Below are 19307 nucleotides of genomic sequence, written 5' to 3' on the forward strand. Positions count from 1 at the left end.
GTTATGGGCCGGAGGGTGGCCCGTCCCGCCGCCGATCCCGGTCCCGCAGGAGCAGCCCGTGCCGTTCGCCACGCCGGAGCCGTCGGGGAACCGGCCCCGCCCGCCGGTGCGCGAGCCGGACTCACCCCGCCGGGTGACCCTCCTCGAACTCTTCTTCGACCTGGTCTACGTCGTCGCGCTGGCGCTCATCTCCCGGGGCCTGGTCACCGATCTGACCTGGCAGCACGCCGGCCAGTCGCTGATCATGCTGATGGCGATCTGGTGGACCTGGGCGATCACCACCCTGGTCACCGACATGTACGACCCGGAGCGCCCGGAGATCAAGCTCCTGATCACCGCCGTGATGTTCGGCGCGCTGCTGATGACCACCGCCATCCCGCACGCGTTCGACACCCGGGGTCTGGTCTTCGCCGGCACGTACGTCGCGATTCACCTGGGCCGGGGCCTGTTCCTGATCCCCACCGTGCGCGCCCACCCGGAGACCCAGCGGCGGGCGGCCCGGATCTTCATCTGGTTCGGCGTCTCCGCCATCCCCTGGATCGTGGGCGCTTTCGTCGGCGGGCACGCCCGGGAGGCGCTCTGGGCGCTGGCGCTGGCCATCGACTACGGCGGCTTTCGGCTGGCGTACCCCGTGCCGGGGCTGGGGGTGGTGCCGGAGGCGGCGCGCAACGTCACCGCCGAGCACCTGTCGGAGCGCTACCAGCAGTTCTTCATCATCGCCCTGGGCGACGCCATCCTGGTCATCGGCACCCTGTTCAGCGTCGGCCACTCGGAGGCGGAGAACCTGGCCGCGTTCGCCCTCGCCTTCGTCGGCACCCTGCTGCTCTGGCGGATCTACGTGCACCGCTCCGGCGAACTGCTGCCGCGGGCGATCCGCACCGCCCGCGCGCCCAGCCGGTTCCTGCTCACCGCCCCGTACACACACCTGCTGATGGTGGCCGGGGTGGTCACCACCGCCGCGGGCTTCGACCTGGTGCTGCACGAGCCGACGGGGCGTACCCCGCCGTCGTGGGCGGCGGTCGTGCTCGGCGGGCCGGCGCTGTTCCTGGTCGGCCGGGCCGCCTTCGAGTACGAGGTGTTCAGCCGGGTGTCACTCTCCCGCCCCGGCGGACTGCTCGCCCTGCTCTGCGTCGCCCCGGCGGTGCTCTTCCTGCCCCCGGTCTTCGCCGCCGCCGCAGCGACCCTGGTGCTCGCCGGGGTGGCGATCGCCGACCACCTGCGCAGCCGGGGAAAGCCACCGGAGGAACCGTCACCGCCGCACTGACCGTTCCGGGACACCGTTTACCCGATCGTCGGGTCTGGGTACAAGGGCGTGACCTCGCACCACCACGACCCGGGAGGCACCCCCCATGCGCGGTACGTCGATTTTCGGAGTCCTTGTCGTCATCTGGCTGCTCATCGGCGCCATCGCCGCCGGTCAGCGCGGCTACTACAGCAACGACGACACCAACTGCGCCGAGGCTGGCACCATCCTGGTGACCATCGTGGCCGGCCCGCTGAACTACATCGGCGCCAACCCGAAGGTCGACTGCAAGCTGCCGGAGCCGTCCAAGTAGAGCCACCCCCACCGGCCCGCGCCCTTCCCCCGGGGCGCGGGCCTTTTCCTGTCCGCTCCCGATCAGGCCTCTGTCGGCGCCGTCACCACCCCTATGGCGTCCTAGGAGGCTGGGTCAGGGCTGACGCCCGTACCGGTCACCGGGAGCCGGGCGGAGCCCGGTCGACGCTCGGGCCGGCGTACCCCCGGGGGTCGACCGGGCGGCGCGGAGCCGGCGGCCGGCGGCCGGGCTCAGCCGCCGACGTGGATGCCCGGGCGGTGCGACGGGTCCGGCTCGCTCTTGCGGATGATCTCCCGAACCACCGGCGGGGTGTCTCCCCGGCCGAGGATCAGGTAGCGCAGCAGGTGGGCGATCGGGTTCCCCTCGGACCACTCGAAGTGCCCGTGCGGGCGCACCCCGGTGGCGTCGCGCAGCGCCAGCAGGATCGCGGCGATGGCGTTGGGCACCGCCGGGCTGCTCGCCCGCAGCACCCGGTACCCGCCGACCTCCACCCCGTGCACCTGCAGCACCTGACTGAACTCCGACGGGTCGACCACCTCGATCTCCAGGAAGAGGACGTCCGCCGCGCCCGGCACCGGATTCATGCCCCGCTGCGCCCGCTCCTTGACCCGGTACTCCTTCACCGCGCCGCTGTCCCGCTTGTTGGCGATCAGGTGCAGCCGCCCATCGTGGGCCAGCGAGTCGGCGATGAACCTCCGGGCGGTCTCGTCGAACTCGATCCGCTCGGCGCGCAGCTCGGTGGTGCGGCTGACCCGGGAGATCAGCGACACGGCGACGATGCCGGCGATGAACAGCCCCGAGATGGCCAGCCCGTCCGGCTTCTCGATGACGTTCTCCACCAGCGCGTAGAGCAGCACCCCGGTGAGCACCCCGAAGCCGACCGCCGCGACCCGGTGGCCGGCACGGGCCGCCGCGATGGTCACCGCGACCGCCCCGGAGACCATCATCGCCAGGATGCCGGTGGCGTACGCGCCGGCCTGGGCGTTCACATCGGCCCGGAAGGCCACCGTGATCGCGATGCTGATCAGCGTGTAGACGATCACCACCGGACGGACCGCCCGGCCCCACTCCGGCGCCATCCCGTACGTCGGCAGGTAGCGCGGCACGATGTTGATCAGGCCGGCCATCGCCGACGCGCCGGCGAACCAGAGGATCAGCACGCTGCTGATGTCGTACACCGTGCCGAACGCCTCGCCCAGGTGCTCGTGGGCCAGCCAGGCCAGCGCCCGGCCGTTCGCCGCGCCACCCGGCTCGAACTCCTCCGGCGGGATCAGCACGGTGGTGACGAAGGTGGTGGCGATCAGGTACACCGACATGATCAACGCGGCGGTGGCGAGCAGTTTGCGGGTGTTGCGGATCCGCGCGGCGAGCCGCTCCTCCCGGTCCGCCCCGTCCCCCTTGATCAGCGGCATCATGCTGACCCCGGTCTCGAAGCCGGAGAGGCCGAGGACCAGCAGCGGGAAGGCCAGCAGGGCCGGGGCGAGCAGGTCCAGGGGGCGGGGCCCGCCGGCGGTCAGCCGACTCGTCCAGTCCGCCAACAGTGACGGGTCCGCGACCAGCTCGGTCAGGCCGGCCACCACGATCACCGCGTTCAGCCCCAGGAAGATCGCGACCAGCGGGATGGCCACGGTGACCGCCTCGCTGAACCCCATCAGGAACACCCCGCCCAGGATCAGCAGCAGCACCACCGTCACCGCCACCGCGGCGCCCGTGCCGTGCGGGAAGGACGACGGCAGGTACGGGTTCTCCAGCAGGTGCACCGTCGCGTCGGCGGCGGAGAGGGTGATCGTGATGATCCAGGAGGTGGCGACGAAGCCGAGCAGCACCAGGACGAAGACCTTGCCGCGCCAGAACGGCAGCAGCCGTTCCAGCATCGCCACCGAGCCCTGCCCGTGCGGGCTCTCCCGGGCCACCCGCCGGTACATCGGCAGCATGCCCAGCAGGGTCAGCGCCACGATCAGCAGGGTGGCCAGCGGGGAGAGCGCGCCGGCGGCCAGCGCGGCGATGCCCGGCAGGTAGGACAGCGTGGAGAAGTAGTCGACACCGGTCAGGGCCATCACCTGCCACCACGGGTGGCGCTTCTGGTGCCCCTCCTCGGCCTCCGGACCGACCGGCTGCACCCGGTGCTGGAAGAGCCAGCGTTGCAGGGAAGTGCCGGGCGATGGCGGGCGAGCGTGGCTCTCCACGCACGCCGGAATCGACACGGGACCCCGGCGGGTGCGTTCGCCCTGCACGGGATCGCGCGCCTCCCGCAGCGCACGGTCCTGGCCGGCCGCAGCCGTCGTGCCGCGGCGTCCCCGACCCCGCCGCGGTGGTGTCCCGTCCCGCCCGTCCGCCATGCCCGTACCACCCCTCCGACCCTGATCCGACCGTAGGCGGTACCCACGGTCCCGCTCGGCGGAACCCCCGAAGCCGGAAGATCGTCCGCGAGCGCGCAGGATCGTACCGCCGACGGGCAGGTGTCAGCCGGGCGGCGGGGCGCCCAGGGCCCGGACCAGCGTGTCGGGGTCGGTGACCGTCACGGTCGCCGCCGGGTGCCGCGGCCAGGCCCGCGGCCCCAGCCCCGGCACGGGCTCGCGGAACCGGATGCAGACCCCCGCCGCGGTGCTGGTGCCGAAGGTGACCCCGCCGTCGGCCAGCGACAGGTGCGGCCCGACCGCCCGCCACCAGCGGTACGGACCGGAGGCCTCCGCCCCGGCCACGTTGGCCCGGTCGGTGCGCAGCCGCCACGGCCCGTACCGGATCTCCAGCGCCTCGTCGTCGACCACCACCCAGGACGTCTCCGGCCGGACCCCCAACAGCGCCAGCGGCACCCGGAAGGCCGGGTCGAAGCGGAACGCGGACCGGTGCACGGGCATGGGCATGGGCGTACCCGATGCGGGTCGGCCGACACCCCCTGCCCCGCGCGGGCCCGCATCGCCCGGCGGGTCACGGCGTCGTCGGGCGGCTGTCGCACCCGCTTCAGGCCAGCGCCCGGGTCCAGTCCGCCAGGTGCGCGTCGAGGTGCGCCGCGACGTCCCGCCAGTAGGGACCGTCGACGGCGTGGATCCGGGCCCAGGGCTGCACCCCGTCGCGGGCGCCGTCGCGCAGCAGCGCGAACATCGCCCAGGCGCGGCGGCCGAGCAGCGCGGCGAGCGCCGGGCGGTCCGCAGCCGGCAGGCCGTAGCCGTCGACCAGGGCGCGCAGCCGCCGCGCGGAGTCGGCCACCGGGCGGTCCGGCCGGATGCCCGCCATGGCCTGCGCGGCGTACGCCAGCTCCCACCCACGGGTTCCCGGGCCGGCGCCGTCCCAGTCGATCAGCACCCAGCCGCGCGGGGACTGGACCAGGTTCCACGGCGCTGCGTCGTGGTGGCAGACCAGTTCCTCGCCGTCGGGCGCGATGGCGGTCCGCCACCCCGCCGGGCGCGGCGGCACGAAACCCGCCACCGCGCGGTGCAGGTCGGCCAGCAGCCGGCCGATCGAGGCCAGCTCCGCCAGGGTGTACGTCCCGGAGGTCGGCCCGCACTCCCCCGGCACGTACTCCAGCACCTGACGGCCCCGGTCGTCGCGCCCCAGCGGGCGGGGCGCGCCGGTGAAGCCGGCCGCGTGCAGGTGGGCCAGGAGCGCGTCGACGTTCTCCGTCCACGGCCCCACCGGGCGCCGGACGGTGTCGCCCACCCGGACCACTCCGGTGGTGACGTTGCCGGTCAGGGGCTGCTCGTCGGTGACCATCGGGCCATCCTGCCCCGCGCGGACGCGTCCCCGCGCCCCGGTTTCCCGGAGCGCGGGGACCCCCCGTCCCGGCTACTGCAGAAACGCCCCCAGCGGCGAGAGCAGCAGCCGGCCGAGCGCGGCGGCGTTGTCGTCCAGCCGCGTGCGCTCGCAGTCGCGGGCGTCCGGGTCGTGCCGGCAGCGCCAGATCTTCTGCGCGTTGCGCCAGGCCACGTCCCGGGTGTATTCGACCAGTTCGCCCTGGTACCAGTCGTCGATGTCGCCGTTGAGCATGTCGATGAGCAGTTGCCACCGCTCCAGGTAGCCGCGGCGCAGTCCCGGGATCTTGTCGGCGAAGATGTCGTTGATCTTGAGGTAGTCGCGGTGCTGCTCGGTCCCGTCGACCGGCTCGGACTCCAGGTGGTCGAACGTCGTCACCAGGGCGAACGGCAGATCGAAGTTGATGTGCGCGTTCACCCCCGCCGCCGCCGACGGCAACGGCCGGGCGTCCGGCCCGCTGATCCGCGTGAACAGGCACGACCACGCCTTCGGGGTGGTCGGGCTGGACTCCGTCCACAGCCGCATCGCGTCGAAGTAGCGGGCGGCGAACTCCACGTCGAGCCGGGACAGGAACACCGGATCGGCGAAGTAGTCGTCGTACAGCCCCTCAAGCACCCGGGTGGTGATGGTCAGGTACAGCCGGTTGAAGTCGGCCAGCGGGCAGCTCTGCTCCAACGGAGGCAGCCGCACCAGCAGGTCCTGCAACTTCGTCAGGTGGTCCACCACCGCCGGCACGTCCTCGGGGTGGTCGGCGAGCAGACCGACGATGTCTGCGTGGACCGGGCCCCAGACCGGTTCCACCATGTCTCCTCCACTGTGGTCGGGGCACCCCCGTGCCGTTCGGCGTCCGCTGGACAGCCTTCCAGCGACGCCCCGCCGACCGGATCAGTAGAACGACGTATTCGCGCCGCCGGAGTAGGTATCCCTACTCGGCGCGGTTGCGCAGGTGGATCGCGCTGGCCTGCACCCGGGTACGCACCTGGAGCTTGTCGAAGATGTGCGACACGTGCACCCCGATGGTGCGTTCGCTGATGAACAGCCGCTGGCCGATCTCCCGGTTGGTCAGCCCCTCGGCGACCGCGGCCAGCACCTCGCGTTCCCGGGCGGTCAGCACCGCCAGCTCGTCGCTGGCCGGCCCGCCACCGGCCGCCGGCCGGCCCGCGGGCTGGGCCCGTTCGGTCAGCTCCACCCGGGCCCGCCCCGCCAGCGTGGTGATCTCGCTGGTCAGCGGCACCGCACCGAGCGCCTGGGCCATCTCGTGCGCCTGGCGCAGCAGCCGGCCCGCGGCGACGCTGCGGCCGCGCCGGGCCAGCAGCGCCTCGGCCTGCCGCAGCCGCGAGTACGCCGCCGGATAGGGGTGGTGGCGCTTGTCCCACTCGGCCGCCGACCGGGCCCACAGCTCCGGGTCCCCCCGGCCGTCGAGCCGGCTCAGCTCGGCGGTGCAGAGCGCCAGGAAGCCCTCCGCGTTGAGGCGTACCGGCCGGGCCGCCGTCACGCTCTTCTGCGCCACCCGGTCCACCGCGTCGCGCAGCCGGCGCACCACCGTCTCGTCGACCGGCAGCGTCCGGCCGGCGTACGCCTCCGCCTCGGCCCGCAGCCCGTGCCAGGCCAGCGTGGCCAGCAGCACCACGTCGTCGGAGCGGCTCTCGGTCATGCCCCGCTGCACCGCCTGGCGGGCCACCTCGTGGCGGCCCTGCCACATGGCCAGCCCGGCCCGCAGGATCAGCATCGGCAGCACGTGCCGGGGCGACCCGCCGCCGGCCAGCATCGTCGCGACCGCCTCCAGGTCCCGGTCGGACGCCTCGACGTCGCCGTACCCGACGGAGAGCCGGCACCGGGCCAGCAGCAGCTCGACGGCGTCCGCGCCCGAGGGCCGGTGGCGCAGCGCGGCGGCGACCACCTTCTCCGCCTCGGCCCACTGCCCGACCCGGAACAGCCCGTTCGTGGCGATGGCCAGCAACCGGGTCTCGTAGGTGCGTCCGAGCCCCAGCTCGGCCACCCGCTCGGCGCCCCGGCGGGCCACCACCACCCCCTCCTCGAGGATGTTCAGCGGCCCGGTCAACAACTCCGCCAGGTGCAGGTACGCGCAGGCCACGTCCTCGGGGCGGCCGGCCCGCTCGGCGGTCTCCAGCGCCCGCCGGACCACCGCGAGGCCGGCGTCCGGGTCCTCCAGGAACGCCTCGCTGAAACCCAGCGCCGAGCTGGCCAGCACCACCTCGGTGGTGCTGCCCTCCACCCGCGCGGCGAGGTCCAACGCCTCCCGGGCCCGCTCCCCCGCGTCGGCGTACCGGCCCAGGTGCAGCAGGAGTTCGGCGAGGTGGGCGGCGGCGGTGGCCCGCTCGCCGGTGGTGCAGTGCGCCGACTCCAGCACGTCTCGGTACTCCGCCTCGGCGGGGGCCGACCGACCGGCGGCGGCGAGGTAGCGGGCCCGCCGGATGCGCAGCGCGCAGGACGGCTCGTCGCCGTGCGCGGTGGCCAGCTCCTCCAGCAGCGACAGCGCGCGGGCGTGCTCGCCGCACTGGTGGGCCGTCTCCGCGGCGTGCTCCAGCAGCTCGACCCGGTCGACCGGCGCTGACCCGACCTCCGTGGGGCCGCCCGCCGGGGTGGCGGCGGGCGCGGCCGCCAGCTGCAACGCCGCCGACCAGTGCCGGTGCGCCTCGGCGAAGCCGTGCAGCCGCTCGGCCTCGCGGGCCGCGGCCATCGCCGCCGGCAGCGCCCGGGCCGGCTCGCCGGCCAGCCGCCAGTGGTGGGCCAGCCGGGCCTGATGCAGCTCCGCCGGCGCCCCGGTGAGCGCCTCGGCGTACCGGCGGTGCAGGGCGGCCCGCTCGGCCGGGAGCAGCTCGTCGGCCAGCACCTCGGCGACGAGCCGGTGCCGCAGCCGGTACCCGTCGTCGGCGGAGACCAGCAGCCGGTGGGCGACCGCCGCCCGGACCGCCTCGATCAGCTCCGCCTCGGGCAGGTCGAGCACCTCGCCCAGCAGCCAGTGCCCGACCGGCTCCACCCCGGCGGCGACGGCGTGCACCACCGTGTGCGCGGGGCGGGGCAGCGCGTCGACCCGGGACAGGAAGATCTCGCGCAGCGTGTCGGAGAGCCCCTCGTGGCCGTCGCGCAGGTCGCGGGCCAACTCCTCGACCACGAACGGGTTGCCACCGCTGCGCCGCCAGACCTGGTCGGCCGCCTCGGGGGCCAGCGACGCGCCGACGATCGCGGCGGCCAGCCGGTCGGTGTCGGCCCGGTCCAGCGGGGCGAGGTCGAGCACCCGGACGGAGCGGAGCCGGCGCAGCTCGGTGAGCACCCGGCGCAGCGGATGGGCGCCCTGCAACGACTCGGCCCGGACCGCCGCCAGCACCGACAGTTGCAGGTCACCGAGGCCGGCCAGCAGGTAGAGCAGCAGCTGCCGGGTGCTGCGGTCGACCCACTGGAGGTCGTCCAGGATCAGCACCAGCGGGCGGCCCTCGGCGATCAGACTCAGCCCGCGGGAGACCCGTTCGAGCAGCGCGCCGGCGCCGTCCGGACCGGCGGTCTCGTCGGCGAACATCCGCAGCAGGCCACGCACGGCCGACGACGTACGCGCCTGGCTGGCGCCGAGCTCGGCGTCGAAGCGACGCAGCGCCTGCAGCACCGGGTGCAGCGGCGAGGCGTCCCCGATGTCCAGACAGGAGCCGGTGAGCACCACCGCTCCCGCGTCCCGCAGCCGTGCCCCCACCTCGTGCAGCAGCCGGGTCTTGCCCACCCCGCTCTCGCCGCTGACGAAGACCGCCGCGGTCTGCCCCGGCCCTAGGTCGTCGAGCAACGCGGCCCGCAGCATCGTCAGCTGGTCGGCACGGCCGACGAGCGGTGCGGTGTCCACATCGCTGGCCATGTCCGCAGCCTAGTCACAGGCCCCCGCACCGTTCTACGGGCTTGATCCGGCTGTGGTACTCCTCGCGTCGACATTGCGACTAAAGGTTGTGGTCGGCCGACATACGTCGTTCGGCAGATCCCCCGTCGGCGGAGGTGGTGACAGTCTCCGGAGGTCATCAGGCACCACGTTGGGGGGGAAGGTGGGTGGGATGCCACTGTCCACGGTCGTCACCGGTCGAAAAGTCGTCGGCGCGACGCCCTGGCCGGTCCCGGAGGAGCGGCGCACGGTCACCGTGCTCTTCGCCGACATCGTCGGCTCCACCGGGCTGACCGAACGGCTCGATCCGGAGGACGTCCGGGCGTTGCAGCGCGCGTACTTCGACACCGTCGCGGGGGTGCTGCGCCGGTGGCAGGGTGTGGTGGAGAAGTACGTCGGAGACGCGGTGATGGCGCTCTTCGGCGCCCGCTCCTCCGACGGGCTGGACGCGTACCGGGCGGTCCGGGCCGGGCTGGAGATCCAGGCCGCGCTGGACCGGCGGGCGATGCCGGGGGGCGTCGCGCTGCGGGTCCGGGTCGGTGTCGCCACCGGCGAGGCGATGGTCGAGCTGGCCGCCGCGCACAACGGCGGGCACGGCGCCGCCAGCGGTGCGGTGACCACCACCGCCGCCCGGTTGCAGGAGTACGCCCCGGCCGGCGGGGTGGTCGTCTGCGCGGCCACCCACCAGGCCACCGCCGGCCTTATCGACCAGCACGCCCTCGCTCCCGCCGCGCTGGCCGGCCGGACGCTCCCGGCCGACGTGTGGCGGGCGACCGGCCCCGCCCGGCCCCGCCCGACCCGGCACCGGGGTCCGCTGATCGGCCGGCGGCGGGAACTGGCCGCCGCGACCGACCAGCTCACCCGGGCCGTCCGGGAGCACCGGCCGACCTGGGTCTCCCTGGTCGGCCCGGACGGCGTCGGCCGCAGCCGGATCCTCGACGAGCTGCGCCGCTCGGTGCGGCAGGTGGACGGCACGCCGGTGCGCTGGTGCGTCGCGCACTGCCCGCCCTACCCGGAGCACGTCCTCGGGCCGGTCGCCGACCTGCTCCGGGAGCTGGCCGGGCTGCGGGTCAGCGCCTCGGCGGCGGTGGTCCGCCAGCGGCTGGCCGCCCTGGTCGCGGGGACGGTCGCCGCCGGCCGGGCCGGGTCCACGGTCGAGACGCTGGAGGCGTTGCTGGCCGCGCCGGACCGGTCCCCCGCGGCGGTCCGTGGCGCGGCGGCGTTCCGGCACGTGCTGCTGGCGCTGGCCGCCCGGCAGCCGCTGGTGGTGGCGGTCGACGACGTGGACCGGGGAGGGCCGGAGGTCAGCCGTTTCCTGCACGCCGTCTTCACCGCCGCCACCGCCCGCGGGCTCCCGCTGGCGGTGCTCGCCACCCACCACCCGCACCGGGCCGACCCGCTGCCCGGACCGGCCGACCGGCACTGCCGGCTGGCGCTGGCGCCGCTGGGTGCGGTGGAGACCGGCCGGTTGCTGCGCGGGCTGCTGCACCGCGCCGGCCGGCCGGCGGCCCTGGCCGGCGGCCTGCTTCCGCTGGTCGCCGGCATGCCGGGGTACGCCGCCGCCTACGTGGCCGCCCTCGCGGCGAGCCCGTCGGCGGCGCCCGTGCCGCCGACCGCCCAGACGGCGGAGCCGACGCTGCCGGAGCCGGTACGCCGAGGAGCGGCCGCCAACCTGGACCGGCTCGACGGCCGGGAGCGCGCGGTGCTGATGGCCGGGGCGACGTTGGGCGGCGACTGCACCGCCCCGGCGGTCGACCGGCTGCTGGGCTGGGAACCGGGCCGCGCGGCGGGGGTGCTGCGTCAGCTCGCCGGGGAGGGGCTGGTCCGGCGGGACCGGCACGGCGGGTACGCCATCCTCGATCCCGCCCTGCGCCGGGTGGCCTACGAGCGGCTGCCCCGGGCGGTGCGCGCCGAGTTCGCCCGACGCGCCGGGCGGTCCCGACCGGCGGCGCCCGCCACCCCGCCGGTGGAATCCGGCGTGGCCGCTCCCCGTCCCGACCCGAGCGGCCCGGTCCACGCCCCGGCTCCGACCGCCCGGCCGCACCGGCCGGAGCCGCACCGGTCCGAGCCGCACCGGCGGCGCACGGTGCCGGCGCCGGCGCGGATGCGCGGGGACGCACCGTGGCGCGGGGACGCACCGTGGCGCGGAGCCGCCGTCGATCACCACCCGCCGGCCGTCGGCGCGCGCCCCGGCCTCGCCGGCCCGGCACGGTCGGCGGCACCCGCACCCGGCCGCCGGGGGACGCACACCGTCGGTCCACCCGAGGCGCCCGTCCGGTGGCGGGACCCCACGGACGAGCGGGCCCGCCCGGGGGGCCTCGTCGCGCTGGTGGGCGGACGGTCCACCGTGGCCGGTCCGGCCGGACACGCCCGGGGTGGGTCGGAGCACCGGTCGGGCCGACGCGGCGGCGAGGCGTCCGGCCCGGCACTGCTCCGGGCCGCCTGAGCACACCGACGGCACGTGGCCGACGGCGGGTGGCCCGCCCACCGCCATTTCGGCCGCACCCGCACGGGTCAGGCGGCGGTGCGGCCGTCCGCCGGGGCGGCCAGGAACGCCAGGGACCGTTCCCAGGCCAGCTCGGCGGCCGAGGAGTCGTGGTCCGGCACGTCCGGATCGGTGAAGAGGTGCCCGGCGCCGAGGTAGCGGAAGACCGACAACCGTGCTCCCGCGCCGGTCATCGCCCGCTGCCAGTCGTCGACCTCGTCCTGCGGCTCGTACTCGTCGGGGTCGGCCAGGTGCAGCTGGACCGGCAGCCCGGGCCGGACGGCCGCCGGATCCCCGCCGGTGCCGTGCAGCAGCAGCAGGCCCGCCGCGTGCGGCCGGTCGGCCAGCACGGCGCCGGCCACCCCGGCCCCCATCGACCAACCGGCGAGCACCGTCTCCGGCGGCAACGGGGCGACCGCGGCCCGGGCCCGGCGCAGCACCTCGTCGCGGCCCACCTTCTCCAACAGGGCGAAGCCCTCCTCGACCGTGTCCACCGGCGGCTCGCCGTACAGGTCGGGGGCGGTCACCCGGTGACCGGCGGCGCGCAGCCGGTCGGCGGCGGCCGACACGGCGGGGCGCAGCCCGTAGACCGAGTGGAAGAGCGCGATGTGTCCCATCCGGCCATCGTGCCGCAGACCTCCGACAGTCGGCCGGAGCCGCGCGGTCAGCCGTCCGCGCGGTCGGCCAGCGTACGGCTGCGCCCCCGGAACTCGGCCACCACCTCGTCGCCCCGCGAGACGGTGACGTCGTAGATGCCGCTGCGGCCGTAGCGGGTGCGCTCGGTCGCGCGGGCGGTCAGCAGGTCGCCCTCGCGGACCGGACGGAGGAAGCTGATCTCCCCACCGGCGGCGACGGTGACCGGGCCGTGGCTGTTGCAGGCCAGCGCGAAGGCCGTGTCGGCGAGCAGGAAGACGAAGCCGCCGTGGCCGATCGCATGGCCGTTGAGCATCGCCGGGGTGACCCGCATCCGGGCCACCGCCGCCCCGTCGCCGGCCTCGACCAGCTCGATGCCGAGCGCGCGGGAGGCCACGTCCGCGTCGAACATGTCGTGCGCCGCCGTCCGTCCCGGCGACACCGCGCCGTCACGCCCCACCTCAACCCGCCCGGCGCTGGTCGACGATCCGCCGCATCTTGCCCATCGAGCGCTCCACCCCGTCCGGCTCGATCACCTCGACCGCGACGCTCACCCCGATGGTGTTCTTCACCAGCTCGACCAGCGCCGCGCCGGCCCGGGCCGCCGACTCCGGGACCACCCCCGCGCGCCGCTCCACCCGGACCGTCAGGGTGTCCATCCGGCCCTGCCGGTCCAGCACGCACTGGAAGTGCGGGGAGAGCTGCGGGGTACGCAGGATGAGCTCCTCGATCTGGGTGGGGAAGACGTTCACCCCACGGACGATCATCATGTCGTCGGTCCGGCCGGTGATCTTCTCGATCCGGCGCATCGGCCGGGCGGTCCCGGGCAGCAGGCGGGTGAGGTCGCGGGTGCGGTAACGGACCACCGGCATCGCCTCCTTGGTCAGCGAGGTCAGCACCAGCTCGCCCTGCTCACCGTCGGGCAGCACCTCCCCGGTCGCCGGGTCGATGATCTCCGGGTAGAAGTGGTCCTCCCACAGGTGCAGGCCGTCCTTGGTCTCCACGCACTCGTTGGCCACCCCTGGGCCCATCACCTCGGACAGGCCGTAGATGTCCACCGCGTGCATGTCGAGGCGCTGCTCCATCTCCCGGCGCATGTCCTCGGTCCACGGCTCCGCGCCGAAGATGCCGACCTGCAGCGAGGTGGCACGCGGGTCGACGCCCTGCCGCTCCATTTCGTCCACGATGGCCAGCATGTAGCTGGGGGTGACCATGATGACCTCGGGCGCGAAGTCCCGGATCAGCATCACCTGCCGCTCGGTCATCCCGCCGGAGACCGGGATGACCGTGCAGCCCAGCTCCTCGGCGCCGTAGTGGGCGCCCAGCCCGCCGGTGAACAGGCCGTAGCCGTACGCCACGTGCACCCGGTCGCCGGGTCGGCCGCCGGAGGCGCGGATCGACCGGGCCATCAACCGGGCCCAGGTCCGCAGGTCCTCCTTCGTGTAGCCGACCACCGTGGGCCGGCCGGTGGTGCCGGAGGAGGCGTGCAGCCGGGCGATCCGCTCGCGCGGCACGGCGAACATGCCGAAGGGGTAGTTCTCCCGCAGCTCCGCCTTGCCGGTGAACGGGAACCGGGACAGGTCGGCCAGCTCCCGGCAGTCGTCCGGGTGCACGCCGCGCGCCTCGAACGCCCGCCGGTAGTGCGGCACGTTGTCGTACGCGTGCCGCAGCGACCAGCGCAGCCGGTCCAGTTGCAACGCCCGCAGCTCGTCGACGCCCACCCGCTCGACGGGTTCCAGCTCCTCCGGCGCGGGGGTGCGGTCCTGCACGGTGCCTCCTGCGGTCGTCGCTGACGACCGGGACCCACGCCGGCCGCCGTGCGTACCGTACGCCCGTACCGGGTCGCCCACCAGCTCAGGCGGTACGGGATAGCCTGCCGCCGATGGCCACGCACCGGCACGGCAGAATGTCGCAGAGTCACGACCGGCACGGGAGGGCGACGATGACGCGGACCGACATGGCAGCGGCGCCGGGCGGCGGTACGCCGACCAGGGAGCGCCGGGCGGTGCGCTCGGCGAGCCGACGGGACGACCTGATCGCAGTCCTGTTCGGAGCGTGCCTGGTGGGCGGGGCGCTCTCCGACGGGTGGGCGCACGTCAACATCGTCGCGACCATCGAGGGGTTCTTCACCCCGTGGCACGGCCTGCTGTACGCCGGGTTCACCGCCACCGCGGCCTGGACGTGCTGGCTGGCGTACCAGCGGCGGGACGTCGCACCCCGCTGGTGGCGGGACGGCTGGCCGGCGGGCTACCGGGTCGGCGCCCTCGGCATCGTGGTCTTCCTCGTCGGCGGGCTGGCCGACATGACCTGGCACGAGACGCTGGGGGTGGAGGTCGGCCTGGACGCGGCATTCAGCCCCAGCCACCTGCTCATCGACGGTGGCGCCGTGCTGCTGCTGACCAGCCCGCTGCGGTCGTGGTGGGCGAGCCGGGAGGGGGGCCTGCGGTCGTGCACCGGGGTGGCCTCGCTGACGCTCGGCGCGATGGCGACGACCATCCTGCTCAGCCACTCCACCGCCTTCCTCAGCGCCGCCGCCACCCGCCCGATCGGCCCGGACGGGTTCCAGCAGCCGGCCATCCTCGGCGTCGACGCGTACCTGGTCAGCACGGTGGCGCTCGGCGCGCCGTTCCTGCTGGCCCACCGGCGGCGGGCGACCCCGGGCGCCGCGACCGCGCTGGTCGCCGGGGTGGCGCTGTTCTGCATGGTGATGTTCGAGTTTCCCCGGCCGCAGGCGTGGGCCGCGGTGACCGCCGTGGTCGGCGCCGCCGTGGTCGACCTGGTGCTGGTCCGGCTCGACGCGGTGCGCGGCCCGGACGCGACGCTGCGGCTGCCGATCGCCGGCGCGGTCTTCGCCGCGCTGGTCTGGGGCGGGCACCTGGCGGGCCTGGCCCTGATCGACGGGATCGGCTGGACCCCCGAGGTGACCGGCGGCATCGTCACGCTGACCGCGATCGAGGGTGCGCTGCTCGGCGGGCTGACCACCCGGCCGCTGCCGGCCGAGACGGCGCCCCGCGGCACCGCCTGACCCGCACGCGTACCCCGCCGAGGCCGCCCCCCGCGGCCCGGAGGGGTACGTGCTCAGACCGTCACGGGTTCTCCGGGTCCAGGTTCCGCTCGCGCAGCAACGCGTCGAGCTTGGCCCCGATGCACTCGTCGGACTCGCGGGACTGCGACGAACCCCAGTAGTAGAAGAGCGCCAGCCCGGCGGCCTGCCAGATCAGCTGAAGGAACTCCGACTGCCAGTTCTCCAGGGTGCTGGCGAGGAACTGCGGCAGGAACTCGCTCCAGGAGAAGGACTGCCCGTGCTGGCTGGCCTCGTTGCTCTCCACGACCATCTGGAACGAGAACTGCGGAAGGTCAGCGGGCGGGCGCCGGCAGCCGGTGCAGCGCGGCCACCAGTGGCGCCAGCTCTGGGGTGCGCTCACCCTCGGTGAGGGCGTCGGCGAGCACCCGGTCGTGGGTGGGCCGGGCCCGGGCGAGCAGCTCCGAGCCGGCCGGGGTCAGCTCGGTGTAGATGCCCCGCCGGTCGTCCTGGCAGAGGATCCGGGTGAGCAGGCCGCGCTCCTCGAGCCGGGTGACCAGCCGGGTGGTGGCGCTGCCCGAGAGCGCGGCGGCACGGGCCAGCTGCCGCATCCGCATGTGCCAGCCGTGCTGCCGGGAGAGCGCGTCCAGCACGGTGTACTCCACCACCGAGAGGGCGTGCTCGGCCTGGAGGGCACGCTCGAGCGCGGTCTCGATGAGGCCGTGCAGGGCGGCGAGGGTCCGCCAGCCCTGGGCGCGGATCTCCACCGCGTCGTCGCCGATGCCCATGACGCCCCCTCCGGTGTGAGCTGGACGTCGCCCACGCTAGCACGCTTGCGCCAGTAGGGCGCGCGTGCAACTATCTCGTTTCGTGCGCCAGTAGTTGCAGGCGCGTTCTATTGTCGAACACACGATTAGGAACCGTCATGCCCCCCAACGCCCTCGCCCCGAACGCCGCGTCTCCACGGACCCGCTCGCTCCCCGCCGGCCTGATCGCCCTCGCGATCGGCGCCTTCGGCATCGGGCTCACCGAGTTCGTGATCATGGGCCTGCTGCCCCAGGTCGCCGCCGACTTCGCGGTCACCGAGTCGGTGGCCGGCTGGCTGATCTCCGGATACGCGCTCAGCGTCGCGGTCGGCGGGGTGGCGCTCACCGCGGCGGTCACCCGGCTGCCCCGCAAGCACGTCCTGCTCGCGCTGATGGTGCTCTTCATCGTCGGCAACCTGCTCTCCGCGCTCGCCGGCGACTACCCCACGATGATGGCCGGGCGGATCGTCGCCGCGCTCTGCCACGGCGCCTTCTTCGGCATCGGCGCGGTGGTCGCCGCCGGGCTGGTCGAGCCGGCCCGGCGGGCCGGCGCGATCGCGATGATGTTCGCCGGCCTGACCATCGCCAACGTCCTCGGCGTCCCGTTCGGCACGTTCCTCGGCCAGCACTTCGGCTGGCGCTCGACCTTCTGGGCCATCACCGGGATCGGCGTGGTCGCCCTGGTCGCCCTCGCCCTGCTCGTCCCGGGTCGCGGACCGGCCACCGACACCGCGCCGACCGGCGGACTCCGCGGCGAACTACGCGCCTTCACCCAGCCGCAGGTCTGGCTGTCGCTGCTGATCACCGTGCTCGGTTTCGGCGGCATGTTCGGCGCCTTCACCTACATCGCCTACACCCTGACCGAGGTCAGCGGCTTCGCCACCGGCACGGTCCCGTGGCTGCTGGTGCTCTTCGGCGTCGGCCTCTTCGCCGGCAACCTGCTCGGCGGGCGCGCGGCGGACCGCGCGCTGCACCGCACCCTGGTGACCGTCCTCGCGGTGCTCACCGTGGTGCTGGTCGGCTTCGCGCTCACCGCGGCCAGCCCGGTGCTGACCGTGGCGTCGCTGGTGCTGATGGGGGCGTTCGGCTTCGCCACCGTGCCGCCGCTGCAGATGCGGATCATGAAGTACGCCCACCAGGCCCCGACCCTGGCCTCCGGCGCCAACATCGCCGCCTTCAACCTCGGCAACGCGCTGGGCGCCTGGATCGGCGGAGTCACCATCAGTGCCGGGCTCGGCTACACCTCGCCGATCTGGGCCGGCGCCGGGCTCACCCTGGCCGGCCTCGGCGTCCTGCTCGCCGCCGCCCGGCTCGCCCGCCGTCGGGGGGTCGTCCGCACCGAGGACCGCGACCTGGCCGCCACCGCGGCCTGACGGTCCCCGCGCGACGGAACGCGGGGCCCGGTCGACGCGGTCGGCGGACCAGGATCGGCCGACGGCGGGCCCGACTATGCTCGCGGGCGGATCCGGTGTGGGGGCCCACCGTCCCGGCGCCGACCGGGAGAACCGCGCACACCGCGCCGACGGTCCCTGCCAGTGACCGCGTACTGGTGGGAGGACAAGTGACCGAACCGGCACCGCGCCGGGTCGACCCCGACGTCGACCTGCACGTACCCGCCGACCGGGCCGAGCTGCCCGCGCATCCGGCGGCGGTGCTCGGCGCCATCGCGGCCGGCGGGGTGCTCGGCGCGCTGGCCCGGGCCGGCGTCCAGACCGCCCTGCCCCACCCCCCGGGCGGGTTCCCGTGGGCCACCTTCGCCGTCAACGTCACCGGCTGCCTGCTCATCGGGGTGCTGATGGCCGTGATCGGCCGGCGTCGCGTCGCCCCGTTGACCCGCCCGTTCCTCGGGGTCGGGATCCTCGGCGGCTTCACCACCTTCTCCGCGTACGTGGTGGACGTCCGGCTGGCCGTGGCGGCCGGCGCGCCGGGCACCGCGCTGGCGTACCTGGCGGCCACCCTGCTGGGCGGGCTGCTGGCGGTCGCGGCCGGCGACAGCGTCGCCAACCGGCTGCTCGACCGGGCGGGAGGCGGCCGGTGACGGTGCTGCTGATCGCGCTGGGGGCGGCGCTGGGCGCCCCGCTGCGCTACCTGACCGACCGGGCCGTGCAGGCCCGGCACGACTCGGTCCTGCCCTGGGGCACGCTCACCGTCAACGTCGCCGGCTCGCTGCTGCTCGGGGCGCTCGTCGGCGTGCCGGCCGGACCGGCCGTCACCGCCGTGCTGGGCACCGGTTTCTGCGGCGCGTTGACCACCTGGTCCACCTTCGGGTACGAGACGCTGCGGCTGACCCGCGACGGCAACCGGCTCGCCGCACTGGCCAACGTGCTGCTCAGCGTGGTCGCCGGGCTGGCCGCGGCGAGCCTCGGCTACGCGCTGGCGCGGGCCGCGACCGGCTGATCCGTCGACCGCCCGGAGGCGGCGCCCGACGAGCCCGGCACCCGATCCCGGTCGACGGGGCACCCGTGCCCGCTCGACGCCACGCCCGTGCGGAGCGGGGGGGCGTGACGTGGCGCGGGGTCGGGCTGTTGACCCAGTGATGCCCGCCAGGCAGCGGGAACGGCGACGAGACGGAGACGACGATGTCATCGGACACGCGCACCACCGCGGGAATCCTGCTGATCACCGTCGTCGCGGTCGCGTACGGCGGGCTGACCCTCCTCATCCACCTGGCCCGGAACCGGCCCGGCTACCTGGACAACCCGGTCCGGCGGGGGCTGTGGACGGCCGGCCACGCCCACGCCGGGGTGCTGGTCATCCTCGTCCTGGTCGCCCTGCCCTACCTCGACCAGGCCGAGGCGTCGGACGGGATGCGTACGCTGATCCGGACGCTGCTGGTCGCCGCGCCGATCCTCATGCCGCTGGGCTTCTTCCTCTCGGTGCCCCGCCCCACCGACACCCGGCCGAACCGGCTCATCTGGCTCACCGTCGCCGGTGGCGTGAGCCTGAGCCTCGGAGCCGTCCTGCTCGGTGTCGCCCTGCTCTGACCGGCTCCGAGTGCCGGGGCGTCGCGCCGCTCGGGCGGGCCGCCCGGGAGAACCGCGCCGGCCCAGCCGGCGGCAGCTCAGCCCGCGGCGGCCCGGCCCGCGGCGGCTCAGCCCGCGCCGACCCCCGCGACCGGGGCGAGGGCCACCACCGGCCCGACAACGAAGGCCGCCGGCGGGCGGACGCCCCCCCC

At 75.1% G+C, this 19307-nt stretch carries 18 protein-coding genes; 8 read left to right on the top strand and 10 right to left on the bottom strand.

Annotation, left to right across the window (positions count from 1 at the left end):
• Nucleotides 1-58 precede the first annotated feature (58 nt).
• Both V6U81_RS16490 and V6U81_RS16495 read left to right on the top strand, forming a co-directional pair.
• Entirely contained in the window at nt 59-1264 is a 1206-nt protein-coding gene (locus V6U81_RS16490; protein ID WP_334490341.1) for a low temperature requirement protein A, read from the top strand.
• An 85-nt stretch (nt 1265-1349) separates the two neighbouring features.
• Nucleotides 1350-1556: a hypothetical protein gene (locus V6U81_RS16495; protein WP_088961651.1), complete on the top strand. Its 207-nt coding sequence runs from the start codon at nt 1350-1352 to the stop codon at nt 1554-1556.
• 230 nt (nt 1557-1786) lie between these two features.
• Here the strand turns inward: V6U81_RS16495 and V6U81_RS16500 are convergent, their stop codons facing one another.
• From V6U81_RS16500 to V6U81_RS16520, 5 genes are all read right to left on the bottom strand, one after another.
• The gene (locus V6U81_RS16500) at nt 1787-3895 is read right to left on the bottom strand and encodes an APC family permease (RefSeq protein ID WP_334490345.1); all 2109 of its coding nucleotides are present in this window, start codon (nt 3893-3895) and stop codon (nt 1787-1789) included.
• A gap of 123 nt (nt 3896-4018) precedes the next feature.
• The gene (locus V6U81_RS16505) at nt 4019-4420 is read right to left on the bottom strand and encodes a hypothetical protein (protein ID WP_334490346.1); all 402 of its coding nucleotides are present in this window, start codon (nt 4418-4420) and stop codon (nt 4019-4021) included.
• Nucleotides 4421-4517: 97 nt separating this feature from the next.
• A complete protein-coding gene (locus V6U81_RS16510; RefSeq protein WP_334490347.1) occupies nt 4518-5267 on the bottom strand; it encodes a phosphotransferase in 750 nt (249 codons plus the stop codon).
• 72 nt (nt 5268-5339) lie between these two features.
• Nucleotides 5340-6110 (bottom strand): DUF5995 family protein, encoded by a 771-nt coding sequence (locus V6U81_RS16515; protein ID WP_334490348.1) that lies wholly within the window; start codon nt 6108-6110, stop codon nt 5340-5342.
• A gap of 121 nt (nt 6111-6231) precedes the next feature.
• Nucleotides 6232-9168, bottom strand: a complete 2937-nt coding sequence (locus tag V6U81_RS16520) for a helix-turn-helix transcriptional regulator (RefSeq protein WP_334490349.1) — start codon at nt 9166-9168, stop codon at nt 6232-6234.
• A gap of 190 nt (nt 9169-9358) precedes the next feature.
• Here V6U81_RS16520 and V6U81_RS16525 point away from each other — a divergent pair, with 190 nt between their 5' ends.
• Nucleotides 9359-11632, top strand: a complete 2274-nt coding sequence (locus V6U81_RS16525; RefSeq protein ID WP_334490350.1) for an AAA family ATPase — start codon at nt 9359-9361, stop codon at nt 11630-11632.
• A 68-nt stretch (nt 11633-11700) separates the two neighbouring features.
• Here V6U81_RS16525 and V6U81_RS16530 read toward each other — a convergent pair whose 3' ends face one another.
• Genes V6U81_RS16530 through paaK form a run of 3 tightly spaced genes read right to left on the bottom strand, consistent with a single transcriptional unit; the run spans nt 11701 to nt 14073 of the window.
• Nucleotides 11701-12288, bottom strand: coding sequence for a dienelactone hydrolase family protein (locus V6U81_RS16530; RefSeq protein ID WP_334490351.1), 588 nt, complete (start codon nt 12286-12288; stop codon nt 11701-11703).
• A 47-nt stretch (nt 12289-12335) separates the two neighbouring features.
• Entirely contained in the window at nt 12336-12716 is a 381-nt protein-coding gene (gene paaI, locus V6U81_RS16535) for a hydroxyphenylacetyl-CoA thioesterase PaaI (RefSeq protein ID WP_334490352.1), read from the bottom strand.
• 49 nt (nt 12717-12765) lie between these two features.
• A complete protein-coding gene (gene paaK, locus V6U81_RS16540) occupies nt 12766-14073 on the bottom strand; it encodes a phenylacetate--CoA ligase PaaK (protein ID WP_334490353.1) in 1308 nt (435 codons plus the stop codon).
• A gap of 173 nt (nt 14074-14246) precedes the next feature.
• On the opposite strand from paaK, the gene V6U81_RS16545 reads away from it, so the two are divergent.
• Nucleotides 14247-15329, top strand: coding sequence for a hypothetical protein (locus V6U81_RS16545; RefSeq protein WP_334490354.1), 1083 nt, complete (start codon nt 14247-14249; stop codon nt 15327-15329).
• 61 nt (nt 15330-15390) lie between these two features.
• Here V6U81_RS16545 and V6U81_RS16550 read toward each other — a convergent pair whose 3' ends face one another.
• Both V6U81_RS16550 and V6U81_RS16555 read right to left on the bottom strand, forming a co-directional pair.
• Nucleotides 15391-15633 (bottom strand): DUF6766 family protein, encoded by a 243-nt coding sequence (locus tag V6U81_RS16550; RefSeq protein ID WP_334490355.1) that lies wholly within the window; start codon nt 15631-15633, stop codon nt 15391-15393.
• A gap of 28 nt (nt 15634-15661) precedes the next feature.
• Nucleotides 15662-16114, bottom strand: coding sequence for a MarR family winged helix-turn-helix transcriptional regulator (locus V6U81_RS16555; protein ID WP_334490356.1), 453 nt, complete (start codon nt 16112-16114; stop codon nt 15662-15664).
• 137 nt (nt 16115-16251) lie between these two features.
• On the opposite strand from V6U81_RS16555, the gene V6U81_RS16560 reads away from it, so the two are divergent.
• The 4 genes from V6U81_RS16560 (at nt 16252) to V6U81_RS16575 (ending at nt 19116) form a co-directional block, all read left to right on the top strand.
• A complete protein-coding gene (locus V6U81_RS16560) occupies nt 16252-17505 on the top strand; it encodes an MFS transporter (protein WP_334490357.1) in 1254 nt (417 codons plus the stop codon).
• A 176-nt stretch (nt 17506-17681) separates the two neighbouring features.
• On the top strand, nt 17682-18170 hold the full coding sequence (locus V6U81_RS16565) for a FluC/FEX family fluoride channel (protein ID WP_420884036.1): 489 nt from the start codon (nt 17682-17684) through the stop codon (nt 18168-18170).
• The gene (gene crcB, locus V6U81_RS16570) at nt 18167-18529 is read left to right on the top strand and encodes a fluoride efflux transporter CrcB (RefSeq protein WP_334490359.1); all 363 of its coding nucleotides are present in this window, start codon (nt 18167-18169) and stop codon (nt 18527-18529) included. The genes V6U81_RS16565 and crcB overlap by 4 nt, the downstream gene beginning before the upstream one ends.
• Before the next feature lie 182 nt (nt 18530-18711).
• A complete protein-coding gene (locus V6U81_RS16575) occupies nt 18712-19116 on the top strand; it encodes a hypothetical protein (protein WP_334490360.1) in 405 nt (134 codons plus the stop codon).
• The last annotated feature ends 191 nt before the right edge of the window (nt 19117-19307 follow it).

It is taken from the genome of Micromonospora lacuserhaii (assembly GCF_036902735.1).
GTDB lineage: Bacteria > Actinomycetota > Actinomycetes > Mycobacteriales > Micromonosporaceae > Micromonospora.